At 43.3% G+C, this 17,360-nt stretch carries 12 protein-coding genes; 2 read left to right on the forward strand and 10 right to left on the reverse strand.

Annotated features, from left to right (window positions below; translation table 11 throughout):
• Positions 1-6: 6 nt before the first annotated feature.
• The 5 genes from NH153_RS00325 to prlC all read right to left on the reverse strand — a co-directional run bounded on the left by NH153_RS00325 (position 7) and on the right by prlC (position 6,800).
• Positions 7-480, reverse strand: coding sequence for a peroxiredoxin (locus NH153_RS00325; RefSeq protein WP_063699866.1), 474 nt, complete (start codon positions 478-480; stop codon positions 7-9).
• A 105-nt stretch (positions 481-585) separates the two neighbouring features.
• Entirely contained in the window at positions 586-2,511 is a 1,926-nt protein-coding gene (locus NH153_RS00330) for a methyl-accepting chemotaxis protein (RefSeq protein WP_063699867.1), read from the reverse strand.
• Between the two features lie 150 nt (positions 2,512-2,661).
• The gene (locus NH153_RS00335) at positions 2,662-3,417 is read right to left on the reverse strand and encodes a class I SAM-dependent methyltransferase (protein ID WP_063699868.1); all 756 of its coding nucleotides are present in this window, start codon (positions 3,415-3,417) and stop codon (positions 2,662-2,664) included.
• Between the two features lie 43 nt (positions 3,418-3,460).
• Positions 3,461-4,639: a response regulator gene (locus tag NH153_RS00340; RefSeq protein WP_063699869.1), complete on the reverse strand. Its 1,179-nt coding sequence runs from the start codon at positions 4,637-4,639 to the stop codon at positions 3,461-3,463.
• A gap of 109 nt (positions 4,640-4,748) precedes the next feature.
• A complete protein-coding gene (prlC, locus tag NH153_RS00345) occupies positions 4,749-6,800 on the reverse strand; it encodes an oligopeptidase A (RefSeq protein WP_063699870.1) in 2,052 nt (683 codons plus the stop codon).
• Between the two features lie 151 nt (positions 6,801-6,951).
• On the opposite strand from prlC, the gene gorA reads away from it, so the two are divergent.
• Both gorA and NH153_RS00355 read left to right on the forward strand, forming a co-directional pair.
• A complete protein-coding gene (gene gorA, locus NH153_RS00350) occupies positions 6,952-8,313 on the forward strand; it encodes a glutathione-disulfide reductase (protein WP_063699872.1) in 1,362 nt (453 codons plus the stop codon).
• A 246-nt stretch (positions 8,314-8,559) separates the two neighbouring features.
• Positions 8,560-9,294 carry a MauE/DoxX family redox-associated membrane protein gene (locus NH153_RS00355; protein ID WP_063699874.1) on the forward strand — a complete coding sequence of 245 codons (735 nt, stop codon included), beginning with the start codon at positions 8,560-8,562 and terminating at the stop codon, positions 9,292-9,294.
• Positions 9,295-9,348: 54 nt separating this feature from the next.
• Here NH153_RS00355 and NH153_RS00360 read toward each other — a convergent pair whose 3' ends face one another.
• The 5 genes from NH153_RS00360 to rng all read right to left on the reverse strand — a co-directional run bounded on the left by NH153_RS00360 (position 9,349) and on the right by rng (position 17,359).
• The gene (locus NH153_RS00360; protein WP_171038288.1) at positions 9,349-9,597 is read right to left on the reverse strand and encodes a hypothetical protein; all 249 of its coding nucleotides are present in this window, start codon (positions 9,595-9,597) and stop codon (positions 9,349-9,351) included.
• Between the two features lie 176 nt (positions 9,598-9,773).
• Positions 9,774-11,213: a metalloprotease TldD gene (tldD, locus tag NH153_RS00365; protein ID WP_063699876.1), complete on the reverse strand. Its 1,440-nt coding sequence runs from the start codon at positions 11,211-11,213 to the stop codon at positions 9,774-9,776.
• A complete protein-coding gene (locus NH153_RS00370; protein WP_063699878.1) occupies positions 11,210-12,040 on the reverse strand; it encodes a carbon-nitrogen hydrolase family protein in 831 nt (276 codons plus the stop codon). The genes tldD and NH153_RS00370 overlap by 4 nt, the downstream gene beginning before the upstream one ends.
• A complete protein-coding gene (locus NH153_RS00375; protein WP_063699880.1) occupies positions 12,030-15,887 on the reverse strand; it encodes a YhdP family protein in 3,858 nt (1,285 codons plus the stop codon). Before NH153_RS00375 ends, NH153_RS00370 begins: the two co-directional genes overlap by 11 nt.
• Complete coding sequence (gene rng, locus NH153_RS00380) at positions 15,887-17,359, reverse strand: ribonuclease G (RefSeq protein ID WP_063699882.1); 1,473 nt, start codon at positions 17,357-17,359, stop codon at positions 15,887-15,889. The genes NH153_RS00375 and rng overlap by 1 nt, the downstream gene beginning before the upstream one ends.
• Position 17,360: the final 1 nt, after the last annotated feature.

The raw sequence follows: 17,360 nt of genomic DNA on the forward strand, positions 1-17,360 counted from the left end.
TTGATATTAAAGCTTTTCAAGAACAGCTTCAGCGCGGCTTACTACAAACTCTTTGTCTTGTTCAACAAACAGCCCTGTTACCGTTTGGTTTTCAACGATCATCGCATAACGCTTTGAACGTACGCCACCAAAACCAGCGGTGTCTTTATCTAAACCAAGTGCTTTAGTAAAGCTTGCATCACCATCAGCTAACATACGAATATGCTCTGCGTTATGAGCTTCACCCCATGCTTTCATTACAAATGCATCGTTCACCGATACACAGTAAATTGCATCAACGCCTTTAGCGGTAATTTTATCGGCTAGCGTAATAAACTCAGGTAAGTGAGCGTTTGAACAGGTTGGCGTAAATGCACCAGGCACCGCAAATAACACTACTTTTTTATCTGCAAATAATGCCTCTGTTGATAGTGTTTGCATGCCCTCACTGGTTAATTCGCTAAGGGTTGCTGCAGGTAAATTTTGGCCTTGTTCGATCATTGTAATTCCTTGAAAGAAAATAAGAGTACAGAGTATATACCCAAAAAATTGAATACCGCATGATTTAAGGGCAAACAATGCAAACCATTGCTCGCCCTTGAAGAGTTATAAACCTAAGCTGGTTTTAATGGTGTGCATTTGCTCTTGTAGGCGATGCTGGATATCACTAACCAGTGAGTTTGACTCACTTACCTGCCCTTTCATGCTCTGCATTGATTGGCTAAAGTTTTCGAGTAAGGCATTTTGCTGTTTAGCAAGCTCCATAGCATCAAACGCGACTTTATTAGCATCTTGCGCGTTATCGGCAACGCCTTCTGAATTACGTTTAAGCTCTTGAGCATTTTGTGTTTGTAGCTCGGCATCATTTGCCAGTGCGCTAATTTGCTCCGATACCATGGTGGAGTTTTCACTTAATCGGTTTAGCTGATTGTTAATATCATCAAGCGAACCTTGTGTTTGTCTGGCAAGTTTTCGTACTTCATCGGCGACAACTGCAAAGCCTCGACCATGCTCACCTGCACGTGCCGACTCAATCGCCGCATTCAATGCCAGCAAGTTTGTTTGCTCAGCAATGTTCTTGATTACTTCAATGACTTGGCCAACATCATCAACGCCTTTTAATAGCTCTTTTAAGCTACCTAGACCTTGCTCAACGCGCTCTTCAGTACGAGAGCTTGCGGTTAACATGCTGTCGGCAAAGCCTAGGCTTTGCTCCATCGCACCAAAAGTTTGTTTGGCGTTGTCAGCCACTTGACCATTAATGTTATTGACCTGCTCACCAATGTGCTGAATATCACTTAATAAGCCTTGGTTTTGTTCCACCTGAGAGTGGCTGGCATCCGTTTGCTGAGCAATGGTATGTAAGTGCTCGCTCATCTCTAGCATAAAGTCATTAATAACTTTAAGCATTTGTGCTCGCTCTTCTGCCTCACCTCGCTGGCGCTCAATCAATTGATTAAAGTAATGGGCGATTTCACCGACTTCGGTTTTCGGATTTTTACTCTCGATATTTTTAAGCTCATTACTTTCAATCAAGAAAGCAAAGCCATCGCGCAACTGACGCAGTGGGTTAAGCACTTGGTTACGCTGAACAAAGTAAACGCCACCCGCTAAAACCACCAGCATGCCAATAGCCACGCAAAACACGATAAATACTTGTTGTTTAAGTTGGCTTTGTTCGTCTTTTAGTTTTTGCTCTGCACCGAGTACCGTTGCTGAAAGCGCACCGATTTGTTCGCGCAGTGCCTGCATACCGGTTTGACGTAGCTCAGCTTGTTCAAGGGTCGATGCTAAATCACGTGGAAAGCGTTTAGGCCAACTACTTAGCTCTGCTTTAATGTCACCCGCTAAATCTTCAGCTTCTTCACCCAGAAACAAGGCGTCTTCATCCACTTCGCTCATTACACCTAGGTTTTCGAGTCTATCGATTTTAGCAGCAAGAGCGTTTAGGTTTTCAACACTTTGATTGAGGCTATTTTTAGTGTCTTGATCAAAGTTGATCACCAACTTGTAAGTATACAAAGCAAGTGATGTCACTTCGCTGTAGTAGTCAGCAGCAAGTCGATAATACTCAAGAGCAAGCGCAGTTTGCGGCTCTGCTTTGCTTGCATAACCAATTAACGATGAGGCCGAGCCTGCCATTTGTCTTAACGAGTTATCGAGCAGTGCCATTTCGTTACCCGATAGCTTACCTAAAGCGCGATACTTACCATTAATGTCTTTATCGAGCTCTGTTAGCTGACTATTTAGCTGACCTGCAAGGTCATCAGGTAGCTCTGCTAAATGCTGCTTTTTAACATCGCTAATCAGCGTTGAGGCTTTATTTAAGTGTTGGCTGTCACCTTGCTCTAAATAATCATCAAGGTAACTTTTTAAATCAATAATGATGGTGTTTTTCAGCTTATTATAAGCGTTATCTTGCTGCTCTAAGCCGAGTAAGGTTTGACTAGCCCAGAACAAGGTGGCTGCCAGTAAGATACTGGCGAGTGTGAGTAAAACGGCCAATAGCCGAGTAAATGATGACACGCGCATAAACGATATTCCCAAGTAACGTTACGCGCGTAGAATATTAACCTTTTATGACAATTTGATGTAAACCGTAAAAAATAACAGGTAAAAGCGATAACAACTAACCCAAAAGGGTTAAATAAATACCAATTCGCTTAATATTGCGGATTAGTATCAGACCATTGCAGCTTTTACGTATACATCAAAGCGGTTCTTTTTGGTTTTGATTTGCATACTCGGGGTTTTGTCATTTAGAAATGGGGCGTAATCAGGGCGCTTCACGACGACTCGCTTACTGGCAAGTGGATAAGCAAATTCTAATAAATCATCAGCATCGCTGTCTGCACCGACGAGTTCTTGGAATACTCGCATTTCCTTTTTAACAAGGGCTGATTTTTCACGATGAGGAAACATAGGATCTAAGTACACAACATCAGGCACTTCGTTACATTGCGCCAGTAGAGTATGACTAGAGCCAAACACTAAACTCATGTTTTCTTTCATCCAAGGGCCGATTTCTGCATCGTTATAGGCGCGTTCTAGGCCATCAAATAATAGCGCAGCAACCACTGGGTGGCGTTCATGCAAAATCACTTTACAGCCAAGTGATGCCAGTACAAAGCCATCGCGGCCAAGTCCTGCGGTGGCATCTAGCACCACAGGCGTGGCACCTTTGTTTAAACCAACCGCTTTTGCGATAGCCTGCCCTTTACCACCACCAAACTTACGTCGATGAGCTGCGGCACCCGTTACAAAATCAACATGGATAGCACCAAGCTTTGGCTCGTCCTTTTTCTTCAAGCTCAGACCTTGATCGTCATAATGAAGCGAAAAACCTGCATTTTGCTCAGCCCACTTGACCAAACCAAAACGCTGTTCAATCGCATCTAAATAAGGACGCATTTCTTTAAAAGGACAATGAATTACCACGCAAAACTCCGAGCTATCTGATTCGCCGCCAGTATAGCATGCCTTAAAATAGCTCGATATCCGTTTGTGAGGTCACATCTTCGGTATCACTCGGCTCTGCCATTTTTTGTAAACTTGCTAAAAGCGAGCTTCGCGATTCGATAATGTGCTTTAACTGATACTTTATAAACGCCAAGTCTTCATTCAGTGAGGTAAACAGTAATTGCGTTTGTTTTAATTGCTGCAGGTGAAACGCAACTTCGTCGCTACTCGCCAAACCGCTTTGTTCAATAGATTTATTTAGCTCATCGAGTTGGGCGGCAAGCTTCTCAACAGCGTGTTCGCGAGAATCGCTGTTCAGATACATTTGATCAGACAAGTCATTAAACGCATTACCAATTTGCTGTGCCTGCGTAAGCGCACGCTCATTGTTTTCCATGTCTTGTACTTTGGCGTTAGTCACCTCAAGAATATGCGGGAATAAATCTTTGTAACGACCATACAGCTGGGCATCATCTAATGGCATATTCTTAACCAGCATCGATACTTTAGGGTAATTAATAATTGTGCGATGGCTAAAATCAACAAAGCGATTCGCATCTCGGTGTTTTTCGAGTAGCTCTTGCTCAAGTGGACACACCCCGCCATCTGCACTACAAAATACGCCAACATCTTGATACCAAAACGCCAGCACGACATCGAGCTCCATCGGGTTAAAAAACTCAAACATATGTTCCGATAACGCTTTGATATCGTGAGCATGATAACTTTGCCCTACGTAGCGCATGATGCGTCCCATATCGCCTGAATCTGTCATCGCGATTTCGGCAGTAATTTGCGCTCGCTCAACATCACTTTTAAGTTTTTTCGAGTGCTGGCGATATTGATACAACACGCGAATACGTGCCATCAGCTCTTCAGCATTAAATGGTTTTACAATGTAATCAGCAGCACCTGCGTTATAGCCTTTTACACGGTCTGGTAGGTCTGACTTACCCGATAAAAACATCACTGGAATATCTTTTGTTTGCGGGTTAGCTTTTAATTCGTTACATACCTCAAAGCCTGTTTTTCCCGGCATTTCGATATCAAGTAAGATGATGTCAGGATTGTACTTTAACGCCTGTCTTAATCCTTCGTCGCCATTTTTAGCATGGATCAGTGTGCAAAAGCCTGATAGCGATTCCTCAATCACATGATGGATATATTTATCATCATCAATGGCTAATACAAGTTTTGACATGCTTAATTCCTATAAACTCTTTTTTATGAAGGATAGTACGAGAGCGTGATTTTGCGAAGAAATATTAATAAAAAAAGCGCCTTACGGCGCTTTAGATCAACAAAAATTATTATGCAGCAATGCCGCTATGTCTAAGTAGCGCATCAACTTGTGGTTCGCGTCCTCGGAACTTTTTAAATAGCTCCATAGGCTCTTCACTGCCCCCTTTTTCTAAAATGTTCTTTAAGAACGCTTCGCCCGTTGCTGGGTTAAAAATGCCTTCTTCTTCAAATTTAGAAAACGCATCCGCCGAGAGTACTTCAGCCCACTTGTAAGAGTAGTAACCTGCGCTATAACCACCCGCAAAAATATGGCTAAAACCATGCTGGAAACGGTTAAACGCGGGGGCTTTAACAACGGCCGTTTTACTGCGCACTTCATCAAGTGTTGCTTGAATATTACATGGCTCACCCGCTTTGTACGTATGGTGAATCGTAAAATCAAACAACGAGAACTCAAGCTGACGCAGCATTTGCATACCTGATTGGAAGTTCTTCGCCGCAAGAAGTTTATCTAATAACTCTTTTGGTAACGGTTCACCTGTTTCGTAATGACCCGAAATAAAGCTTAAGGCTTCTTCTTCGTAACACCAGTTTTCAAGGAACTGACTTGGCAACTCAACCGCATCCCATGCTACACCGTTAATACCTGCAACCGGCGCTGCATCAACTTGCGTCAACATATGATGAATACCGTGACCAAACTCATGGAATAAGGTCGTTACTTCGTTATGGGTAAACAAGGCTGGCTTATCACCCACTGCTTTATTAAAGTTACATACTAAATACGCAACAGGGGTTTGTAATTCGCCGTTAGCACGTACTTTACGACCCATACAGTCATCCATCCAGGCGCCGCCACGCTTACGATCGCGGGCATATAAATCGAGATAAAAACGACCACGTAAAGTATTGCTGCTATCGTAAATTTCGAAGAAGCGTACATCTGGGTGGTACGTATCAAAGTCTGTGACTTCTTTAACGCTAATACCAAATAAGCGATTTACTGTGGTGAATAAGCCACTTAATACCGTATTTGCAGGGAAATATGGACGCAATACTTCATCAGAAATCGCGTACTTTTCTTGCTTAAGTTTTTCGCCGTAGTAAGCGTAGTCCCACGCGGCAAGCTCTGTCACACCGTGCTTATCTTTTGCGTAAGCAGTTAACTCAGCAAGTTCTTGCTCAGCTTGCGGTTTTGATTTGTCGGCTAAATCTTCTAAGAATGAAAAAACCTGCTCTGGCGTTTCAGCCATTTTAGTCGCCAATGACATGTCAGCGTAGCTGTTAAAGCCCAATAACTCGGCAAGCTCGTGACGCAGTGCAAGCTCTTCGCTCATAATGGCAGAGTTATCAAATTCACCGGCGTTAGGGCCTTGATCAGAAGCACGCGTCACAAACGCAGTGTAAAACTCTTCACGTAACTCGCGGTTATCTGCGTAGGTCATAATGGGTAAGTAAGATGGAAAATCTAGCGTGAATACCCAGCCATCTAGATCTTTGCTTTTAGCTGTATCAGCACCAAGGGCTAATGCAGACTCAGGTAAACCAGCCAGTTCGCTTTCATCAGTAATGTGCTTTTGCCAAGCAAGCGTGGCATCCATCACATTATTACCAAACTTAGAAGCCAACTCAGATAAACGCGCACTAATTTCGCCATAACGCTTTTGTTGCTCAGGCTTTAAAGCGATACCAGATAGCTCAAAATCACGCAGTGCATTAGTAATGGTTTTTTGTTGGGCAATGGTCAGAGTTTTAAATTCGTCACTGCTGTGAAGTGCGTTGTAAGCATCGTACAAACCTTGATGCTGACCAACAAACGTTGAATACTCAGATAACAATGGCAAACATTGCTCATAGGCTTCACGTAGTTCATCGCTGTTAACGACAGAATTCATATGTGATACCGGTGAAAATAAGCGTGATAACTTGTCATCAGCTTCTTCAAGCGGAAGAACCAAATCATTCCATGTGTATGATTTAGTTGCCAGTACCTCATCTATTTTGGCACGGCACTCAGCAATCGCCGCTTTTAATGCTGGCACTACATGTGCTGGTTTAATTTTAGAAAACGGCGGAAGCCCTTCTAAACCAATGAGTGGGTTATTTTCTGCAATTGTCATTTTCGTTCTCAAATTTTATGCGAATATGATTTTGAAGTTGGGGCGAATTGATGAAATACAAGGGGCTTAACCTTGGTCTTTATTATGCTATTATCAACTTATTACTAAATCGATTAATTAATAAAGAATTATCTATTTTTGAGGACAAACTATGGCTCAGCATTTTGATTACATTGCAATTGGTGGTGGTAGTGGCGGTATTGCCTCTGCAAACCGTGCAGCAATGCGTGGCGCAAAAGTCGCTCTTATTGAAGCAAAACACATGGGTGGTACCTGTGTAAACGTGGGTTGTGTTCCAAAGAAAGTAATGTGGCACGGCGCACAAATTGCTGAAGCAATTAACGCATATGCACCTGACTACGGCTTTGATGTTGAATTAAAAGGTTTTAGCTGGGCTAAATTAGTTGAAAGCCGCGAAGCTTACATTGGTCGTATTCACCAAGGTTACAACAAGTACTTATCTAGCAATGGTGTAACTGTAATCAATGGCTTTGCTAAGTTTGTTGATAACAAAACAGTTGAAGTAAATGGTGAGATATACACGGCAGACCATATTCTTGTTGCTGTTGGTGGCCGCCCTACTATTCCTAACATCCCAGGCGCTGAGCTTGGCATTGATTCGAACGGCTTCTTTGAACTAGACGCACAGCCTAAGCGTGTTGCTGTGGTTGGTGCAGGCTACATTGCCGTTGAAATCGCAGGTGTACTTCATAGCCTTGGTACAGAAACACACTTGTTTGTTCGTAAAAACAAACCACTTCGTACTTTTGACCCATACATTGTTGATACGCTTGTCGAGATCATGGCGAAAGAAGGCCCGACTCTTCACACTGATTGCACACCTAAAGAAGTAGTTAAAGAAAGCGATGGTAGCTTAACAATTCACTTTGAAAATGGTCACAGCCAAAACGTTGATGAAGTTATTTGGGCTATTGGCCGTACACCTACAACTGACAAGATCAATCTTGCTGCGGCAGGTGTTGAAGTCACTGAAGGTGGTTACGTTAAAGTAGACGAATTCCAAAACACCACTGCTGAAAACGTGTACGCAGTTGGCGATATCATCGAAAACGGTATCGAACTTACGCCAGTAGCCGTTAAAGCGGGTCGTATTTTATCAGAGCGTTTATTCAATAAAGAATTACCTGATGATTTAAAAATGGATTACGAGCTAGTGCCTACAGTGGTATTCAGCCATCCACCAATCGGCACAATTGGTTTAACAGAGCAACAAGCGATTGATCAATACGGCAGCGATAAAGTGAAAGTATATCGTTCAACCTTCGCAGCTATGTACACAGCAGTAACGCAACACCGTCAACCTTGTAACATGATGCTGGTTTGTGCTGGCGACGACGAAAAAGTTGTTGGCTTACACGGTATTGGTTTTGCCGTTGACGAAATGATCCAAGGCTTTGCTGTTGCAATGAAGATGGGCGCAACGAAAGCAGACTTTGATGCTGTTGTGGCTATTCACCCGACGGGCTCAGAAGAGTTTGTAACGATGCGATAAACTCGCGTTGCGAGTTGCGAGTTGCGAGTTGCGAGTTGCGAGTTGCGAGTTGCGAGTTGCGAGTTGCGAGTTGCGAGTCAATTTTAAAACCTTGTGGTGCTGCCACAAGGTTTTTTTATGCTTAAAGCTGGCACAAACCTTGTAACTGTTAATAAAGTAACCAGTTATAGCAATAAATTACCCTTATTTACTGTGTAATTAAGCAATTATTACGCAGTAAACAAGGCATTTTTACAAGGAGGCACTGTGTCTAAGTCTGCAATTTTATATCGCATGGTGACCGATGAGCATATTTGCCCATTCGGTTTAAAATCAAAAGATTTATTAGAGCGTCATGGTTACAATGTTGATGATCGACACTTAACCAGCCGTGAGCAAACCGACGAATTCAAACAGCAGCATGATGTACAAACCACACCACAAACCTTTATCAATGATAAACGTATTGGCGGTTACGATGATTTGCGCGACTTTTTTAATCTACCTGAGGCAGGTCAGCAAGGTACCAGTTACACCCCTGTATTAGCGATTTTTGCAGTGACCATGCTACTAAGCTGCGGTTTTACTTATGCCAGCGGTGAAGCTTTATTTTCTATGCAAAATCTGATGCTGTTCGTGGCATTATCCATGGCGGTATTAGCCATACAAAAGCTGCAAGACTTATTCAGCTTTTCTAACTCATTTATTACCTACGACTTACTGGCGATGCGTATCGTGCCCTATGCCTATGTTTATCCATTTATCGAGGCGTATGTAGCGTTAGGTATGGTGGCTAAACTACCAGCCTTAGCTGTTGCACCATTTTCATTATTTATTGGTGGTATAGGTGCGATATCGGTTATTAAGGCTGTGTATATCGATAAGCGAGAGCTGAAATGCGCCTGTGTTGGTGGCGACAGTAATGTGCCGCTCGGCTTTATCTCTCTGAGTGAGAACCTATTTATGATTGCTGCAGGTATATGGATGCTCATTAGCATTTAGCAACATGTATAACAGTGGCTTAAATCTGCGGTTAAGCCACTTTAAAGCGTGATTTTAGCCACCGTTACGTAAATCGCGCTCGAATTCACTTTCGGTTTTTACTGGATGACAAGTCGATTTGACCGCGCCTTTTTTGCTGTCGTTATCTTCGGTGCTATAAATGGTATAGGTGTAATCAGTTTCGAGTTCACCACCTAAACATTCATGCTCAGCGTAGATTTCATTTTCAGCCCCATCAACCACGGCCTGTGATGCACAGCCTGCAAGCATAGCAAGTGCGAGTACAATTGGAATTGCTTTCATATCTTGATCCTAAAATGCTATTTTTATTTTTGCTGTAAGCAATAGGTTAGCTCACACAATTAAGTTAACGGCAAAGTACCTTTATTGATACAAAATTTGTGTAAGTTTTTGTGTAAACAGAAAGCGAAGATAAGTGAGGCAGGTCAAGAATTTAACCTGCCATATAATAAATGGTTTTAAGCCGTGCCACCCACGGTTAGGTTGTCAATTTTAAGGCTTGGTTGCCCTACACCTACAGGTACGCTTTGGCCATCTTTACCACACACGCCAACACCTTTATCAAGGGCTAAGTCGTTACCAACCATCGAAATTTGCTGCATCACTTCTGGGCCATTGCCAATCAGTGTTGCGCCTTTGATAGGTTGCGTGATTTTACCGTTTTCAATTAAGTAGGCTTCAGAGGCACTAAATACAAACTTACCTGACGTAATATCTACTTGGCCGCCACCAAAGTTAGGCGCGAAGATACCTTTTTTCACCGAGCTGATGATATCAGCTTGGCTGTGCTCACCACCTAACATATAGGTGTTGGTCATACGTGGCATAGGTAAATGAGCGTACGATTCGCGGCGTGCATTACCAGTAGGGTTAACCCCCATCAAACGCGCATTTAGCTTATCTTGCATGTAGCCTTTTAGAATACCGTTTTCAATAAGCACGTTATACGCAGCAGGTGTCCCTTCGTCATCCACGTTCAATGAACCACGGCGATCAGCAATGGTGCCATCATCCACGACTGTACACAGCTCAGATGCCACCTTTTCACCTACTTTACCGCTAAACGCCGATGCGCCTTTACGGTTGAAGTCACCTTCTAGGCCATGACCTACCGCTTCGTGTAGTAACACACCCGGCCAACCTGCGCCTAGCACGACTTCCATGCTACCCGCAGGTGCATCGATTGCTTCTAGATTTACTTTTGCTTGGCGAACAGCTTCTTCGGCGTATTCCATCCAACGCGGTTTGCCATCGACTAACTCTTTAAAATAGCCATAATCTAAACGCGCACCGCCCCCTGCACCACCGCGCTCACGACGGCCGTTCTTCTCAAGTAACACTGAGCAGTTTAAGCGAATAAGCGGGCGAATATCGGTGGCAAAGGTGCCATCACTTGCAGCAATTAACACTTCTTCATAAACCGCCGACATTGAACTGATCACTTGCTCAGCATCCGGCGCTAATTGACGAATATAGTTTTCAAGTTCACGTAGCAAGCTTACTTTGTCATCGTTGCTCATGCTTTGAATTGGTTGATGCGGCGCATACTGTTGTTTAGCAGCTACATCACTGAATACTTGAATCGTTTTGTTTTCGCCAGCATTGGCAATGCTGCGCGCTGCCGTTGCGGCTTTGTTTAACGCTTCAAGGTTAATCGCATCTGAGTATGAAAAACCGGTTTTTTCACCGCTAACAGCACGCACACCCACACCACGCTCAACGTTGTATGAGCCTTCTTTTACTAAACCGTCTTCAAGCACCCAAGATTCGTGGTGACTCGATTGAAAATACAGGTCGGCATAGTCAACTTGGTGCTGATGAATAAAAGCGAGCGTTTTTTCTAGTTCTTCTCTCGTAAGTTGGCTGTCATGTAATAAATGCTGTTCAACCGTGTTCATAATAAATGCTCTCTAAATCGTTGCTGAGACTGCACAGGCATGTCTTGGCGAATTGTATTCAAGCGGTTTAAATCAAGCCCATGGCTGATAAACCCGGTACCAGAGGCAAGCTCACTGAGCGTTTCTCCCCATGGTGAAATAATTATGCTGTGGCCATAAGTGTGGCGGCCATTTTCGTGCTCGCCCCATTGTGCTGCAGCAACCACATAGCATTGTGTTTCGATTGCCCGCGCAGCTAATAAAATATGCCAATGAGCAGCACCGGTGACGGTGGTAAAGGCACTAGGCACTAAAATAATCTCAGCTCCTTGGCGCTGCATGGCAGTGAATAAGCCACTAAAACGTAGATCATAACATACTGCTAAGCCAATTTTACCAAATGGCGAATCAACCACCACAATATCCTTGCCGGCTTCTGTCGCATCAGACTCACGGTAACTGCGCGTAGTGTCGGCAACATCCACATCAAATAAGTGAATTTTGTTGTATTGCGCAACCACATCACCTTGGTTGTTAAATAAAAACGAGGCCGCTAAATACTTACCATTTTGCTGTGAAACAGGCAGGGTGCCAGCGGCTAACCAAATATCATGTTGCTTACATAAATCGGCAAGTTTCGCTTTATATGCCTCACTTTGTAGACCTAATTGATAGCTAGCTTGGCTTTGCTTACTAAAGATTAAAAAGCTTTCGGGTAAACACACTAGCAATGGCCGAGTTGCAGGAAGCGTTGATAATGTCTGTGCTAGAAAAGCGAGGTTTTGCTCAGCATTCATACTTGAGCACATTTGTACTGCAACAACCTGTGGGTGAGGATTAGCCTTCATTATTATCTAAACTCGCTGAAGATGCGGCATCTTTTAATTTTAATTGCGTCGACGACTGCGGCTGACTTTGCGCAGCTTGCGGTAACGTCACTTCACGGCTCTTACGATCCACTTCTTTCACAACTGGGTCATTCATACTGCCTGTTACTTTAAAGTTGATCTCTGAGATCACCCGCGCGGAGTGAATCACTTTATCGATTGCCAGCGCCGCAAGACCACTTACCGGGTTAACCATCCATGCCACAATCACTGGAATACTCGACGTCACCTGCGGTGCAACTGCTAGGTCGTAATCAATTTCAAAGGTATTTAAATTAGTGTGGCCTTTAATCGTTAAATCGGCAGGCACACCATCAAGTTTGGTATCTTGAGTGTAAGCAATGCCCTTTTCTAGCTGCATGGTGCCTTGCATACTGTTATAGAAAAAGCCTTTCGAGAATACATCTCTAAAATCGAGTTTCAGCTTACGCACTAACGAATCTAAACTCAGTAATGAGAATACTCGCGCACCACCATCACTTATTTCTGCAAGGTGCCCTTCACCTAAACGCCAATCTAATTCACCAGCTAAACTTGGTACATCAAAGCTATAAGGTGCGCCTTGCCAAGCAAGATCAAACTTAATATTGGCATCTGAATCTTTTACTGTGGTGGTGATATCAAACTCATCAAATAACTCGCCAATATCGTCACTTTGTAAGTTACCACTAAAGCGTGTTTGCCCATCAGCAAATTGCCCTTTACCACGTAATACGTGATCGCCTTTGTCGATGACCAGCTCAGTAAACAAGAGTTTATCGTTCTCCCCAACTAAGCTACTTTTAATTTTATCGAGCTGATACTCAGCCACTTTACAATCTTCACAGTTAAACTCGATGGCTGGGACTCGGGTTAACCAGCTTAAATCTTCTGGTTCTGAGTCTTGCTCTGTTTGCTCTGCGACTTCGTTAAAATTAATACGCAGGTAGTCAGTAAAAATTTGAATTGGTCTGCGCGTTTCACCGGTTGGAATAAGTGCGTCGGCACGTAATTCTTTGGCATTTAGCTTTAGCTCTAAGTCTGATTGTTTTGGCGCTAAGCGAAATTCAAAATCATTAAAGTCGATATTGTGTAGTGCCAGTTTATTAAATTTACCCGTTACGTTGTTGAACGCCGGCATCACACTTGGCGCATCTGACTTAACTTTGGTAAGCGCAATAATCTGATCAATTAAGCCAAACCAAGGCACTATTTCAGTTTCTGGTAAATCGATAGATACCGCAAAACCTTCACGATTAAGCCCTAAATCTTGTGCCCCCAAAATTAAATGGGCATTACTAAATTTCTTTTCGCCATTATCTAAAATCGCATTAAAGAATAACTGCTCATCGATATTTGCGGTGATCAAATTAGAGATATGGTCACCCTGCACGATCGCAGTTAATGCCCATTTCTGCTCTGCGCCTTTGTTATAAGGTGCAGGTAGCTGGCTAGTTACACCGATTAAATTACCACTCACATCGGCGCGGTAATTAAAGTCATTAGGTAAAAAGTTAAGCGACACATTTATATCAACATCACTTTGACCGCTTAAGTAACCGGCCAATAAACCATGGGCTTGTTCAATCAAAGGTTCAGCTTCAAGGGCCAGCTTTATCGCAATTTCGGCGCGATAGGTATCAGCCACATTTTCACTGTTGTAGTTGGCAGTAAGTGGCATGCCCATCCAATCTGCTTTGGCATTTTTTAAGTCGATTTTATCGTTATTAAACTTAACAATACCGGTCATGTGGTTAAGGGTGATACCTGGCTGTGCAAGGTAAACCGGAATATTAGCCAATTCAACTTCACCTATCGCATCAACATGACCCGAACGTAAATTAACTAACAACTCAATATCGGCAGTTGCTTCGCCTTGTGGTTGCACAACTTCAAAAACACTCGCCAAAGGCTTGGCAAGCGGAGTCGCCGTGAAGAAAGGATTAAGCTTATCGCCATGAGCACGTTTATTAATGGCAACTTTTAGGATTTCTGCATTCATTAAATCAGCAATACTGACATGGACACTCTCCCCTAGAGAGAGGTTAACCAGTTTGCCCGACTTACTATAGATATCCATGCGCTCATTTTCGAAATGTAAAATGACGTTGGCATCTTCAACTTCTGGCCAGCTTGGTGAAAACTTATACTTAGCGTTTTCAACATTCGCCAATACTTCAAATTGGCCTTGCTGCTCTTTGAACGGAAATCCTTTAAATGGCCCTGAGAACAGCACTTGTGCCTTGTCTACTTCACCGCCTTTGATTGCCCCATTGAGGTAATTAACTAGGTTTTCGCTCATCACAGGTAACGGAAAATAATGCCCAGCGACTTTAGCATCCGCTGCGTAAGCTTCGGCATATAAATCTAACCGCGGCTCATCAGTCAGGCTTAGCATCATCTCTGCAGCCACAGTCACTTCGTCGTTATCAAGCCAAATATTATCGCTACTGATACGCCAGCCATCATCGTAATGGTGTAGGTCGAGTTCAACATTTAATTGATTGTAGGCAATATCTTGACTAAAGCTGCCATTGGTCAACAGTTGGTTATTCTCGCCATATAGCTGAATTCGACCAGCAGTTTGATTAATAAAGCCATCAACACGAATAGCTTGTCCGCCCGGAATACCTTGTAGCGCCAGCCAATTAATTTGCTCGCCTTGGAACCAAAGCTGCCAGTTATCTTGTTGACCGAACTCAAGGTAGGCATCACTTAACTGACCATTGGGTTGACGCGCTAAAAACGGGGCAAGCACTTCAAAGTTACTTAACTGCGATAACTTTGCCAGCAATGCAAAATCAAATTGCTTTAACCAAATTTGACTTTTATCACCAAGTTGAGCTTCAAATTGTAAGGTCGGCCATTGTTTTAAATCGCTTTCAAAGGTGAGTCCGGTGCTTTTTAAGCGCCAGCCATTTTGCTTTGGAAATAAATGAAAACCACCTTCACTCAAGCTAATTTGATGTGCCTCTTGGTTTTGTTGCCAGTTGATGAAACTCGGTAGCCACTGCACTTTCACATCGCTGATCAGGCCTTTCTCAAGGCTAAACCAGGTTTGTAAATTGATGTCGGAATTAAGCTGCTGCTTGTCGGTATTAATATATTGTGCAAGCCATTTAGACACATCGACATTCGCCGCTTGCACATAGATATCACCAGCCATGGTTTCGAGGGTCGAGCCATTCAATGCCATGCGGGCATCAAAGCTACCCACTGAAATTCCCGGTAACGCTAATGTGCCCGAACCTTGATGTTGCTCAGGGGTATTTTGCCAGACAATGTTCTCAAGGATCAGCTTACGCTCTTTACCGTCACTGAGGGTAAAGTTCAAACTGCTATCTTGCACCGCAAAGTGACCCGTTTCACCAAGGAACAGGTTTTCGATCAATTCTTTTTGTTCAAAACTGCCTGTTTGCTGGTTATTGCCCAGATCAAGCATGGTGGGTAAATCAACATCAGCATGAAAACCATTGATCACAAAGTAGCTTGATTTAAGCTGACGGGTTTTTATAGATTCCCATAAATTAACCTCAAGGCTTGCTTTATCGATGGTGAGTGCGATGGGTGAGGTTTGGTTATCTTCAAACGAAATATCTTCGATAACTAAAGCGGGTCCCTTACCCTGCCAGCTGGCTGAGATAGAACCAATCGCTAAATTTACGTCAAAGCGTTCATACAGAAACGCTTCAATATCATCTTTATAGTCATTCGCGTAAGGCAGTGAGTACTTCACTAGCGAGACAATAACGGCCAGCAGTACGAGAGTGATAGCAAAGACTTGCCATAACTTACGTAAACAATAAAAGCAGACCGTTTTTGCCTTCATTACATCATTACCACATCAAACTGTTCTTGGTTGTATAAACTCTCTGTTTGAATACTGACTTGCTTACCAATAAATAGTTCCAGCTCGGCAAGGTTGTGGTATTCATCATTGATCAGTGCTTCACTTACCGATGGAGAGGCATAAACCATAAACTTATCAGCTGCATAAGCACGGTTTACCCTAACAATTTCACGCAAGATTTCGTAGCAAACTGTTTCTACGGTTTTTTGTGAACCACGCCCCGAACACGCAGGGCATACATCACAAAGGATATGCTCTAAGCTTTCGCGGGTACGTTTTCGGGTCATCTCTACTAAGCCTAGTGCAGATAGGCCATTTATGTTGGCTTTTGCACGATCTTTTGCGAGCGCTGACTCAAGCGAATGCAAGACTCGGCGTTTGTGCTCATCACTGATCATATCGATGAAATCGATAATAATGATGCCGCCTAAGTTACGTAAACGCAGCTGACGGGCAATGGCAGACGTTGCTTCGATATTAGTATTAAAAATGGTTTCTTCGAGGTTACGATGACCAACAAATGCCCCGGTATTGACATCAACGGTTGTCATCGCTTCAGTTTGGTCGATAATTAAATAACCGCCTGATTTAAGCTCAACTTTACGGTGTAGCGCTTTTTGAATTTCGGTTTCAACATCGAACAAATCGAAAATAGGTCGCTCACCCGGGTAATATTCAAGTGCTCCCGATAAGATAGGCACAAACTCTTCAGTAAACTCTTTAAGCTCTTGATACGTTAATTTAGAGTCAACACGGATACGCTCCATGTCTTCGCCTACGTAGTCACGTAGCGTACGAAACGCCAGTGTTAAGTCTTCATGCAAAATGCTTTCTTTACTGATCTTTTTACGCTTAGTGACGATTTTTTGCCACAGCTTTTTTAAGAATTCCGCATCATGACGTAGCTCTGCTTCAGACGCCCCTTCAGCCGCTGTACGAACAATAAAGCTGCCATCTTCGTCGCCATACTCAGCAACAATTTTCTTTAAGCGTAAACGTTCTTCTTCAGTTTCGATGCGCTGGCTTACACCCACATGTGTTGCATCTGGCATAAACACTAAGTAGCGAGAAGGAATAGTGATATCGGTCGTTAAACGTGCGCCTTTGGTGCCCAGAGGATCTTTAACCACTTGCACCATGATGTATTGACCTTGGCGCACAAGCTCACGGATATCTTGTACTTTTTTGATTGGCTGCTCATCAACACCTTCTACAATTGAGGCGCTGTTAACAATGTCTGAGGCATGTAAAAAGGCCGCCTTATCTAAGCCTATGTCGACAAACGCAGCCTGCATACCCGGAAGTACGCGACTAATTTTACCTAAGTAAATATTGCCCACGATTCCAAGGTTGCCAATTCGCTCTAGTTGGATCTCTTGCAGTACGCCGTTTTCAATTAGCGCAACGCGACTTTCGCTCGGTGTAACGTTGATCAGTAATTCAGTGCTCATG

The organism is Pseudoalteromonas gelatinilytica, assembly GCF_001641615.1.
GTDB lineage: Bacteria > Pseudomonadota > Gammaproteobacteria > Enterobacterales > Alteromonadaceae > Pseudoalteromonas > Pseudoalteromonas gelatinilytica.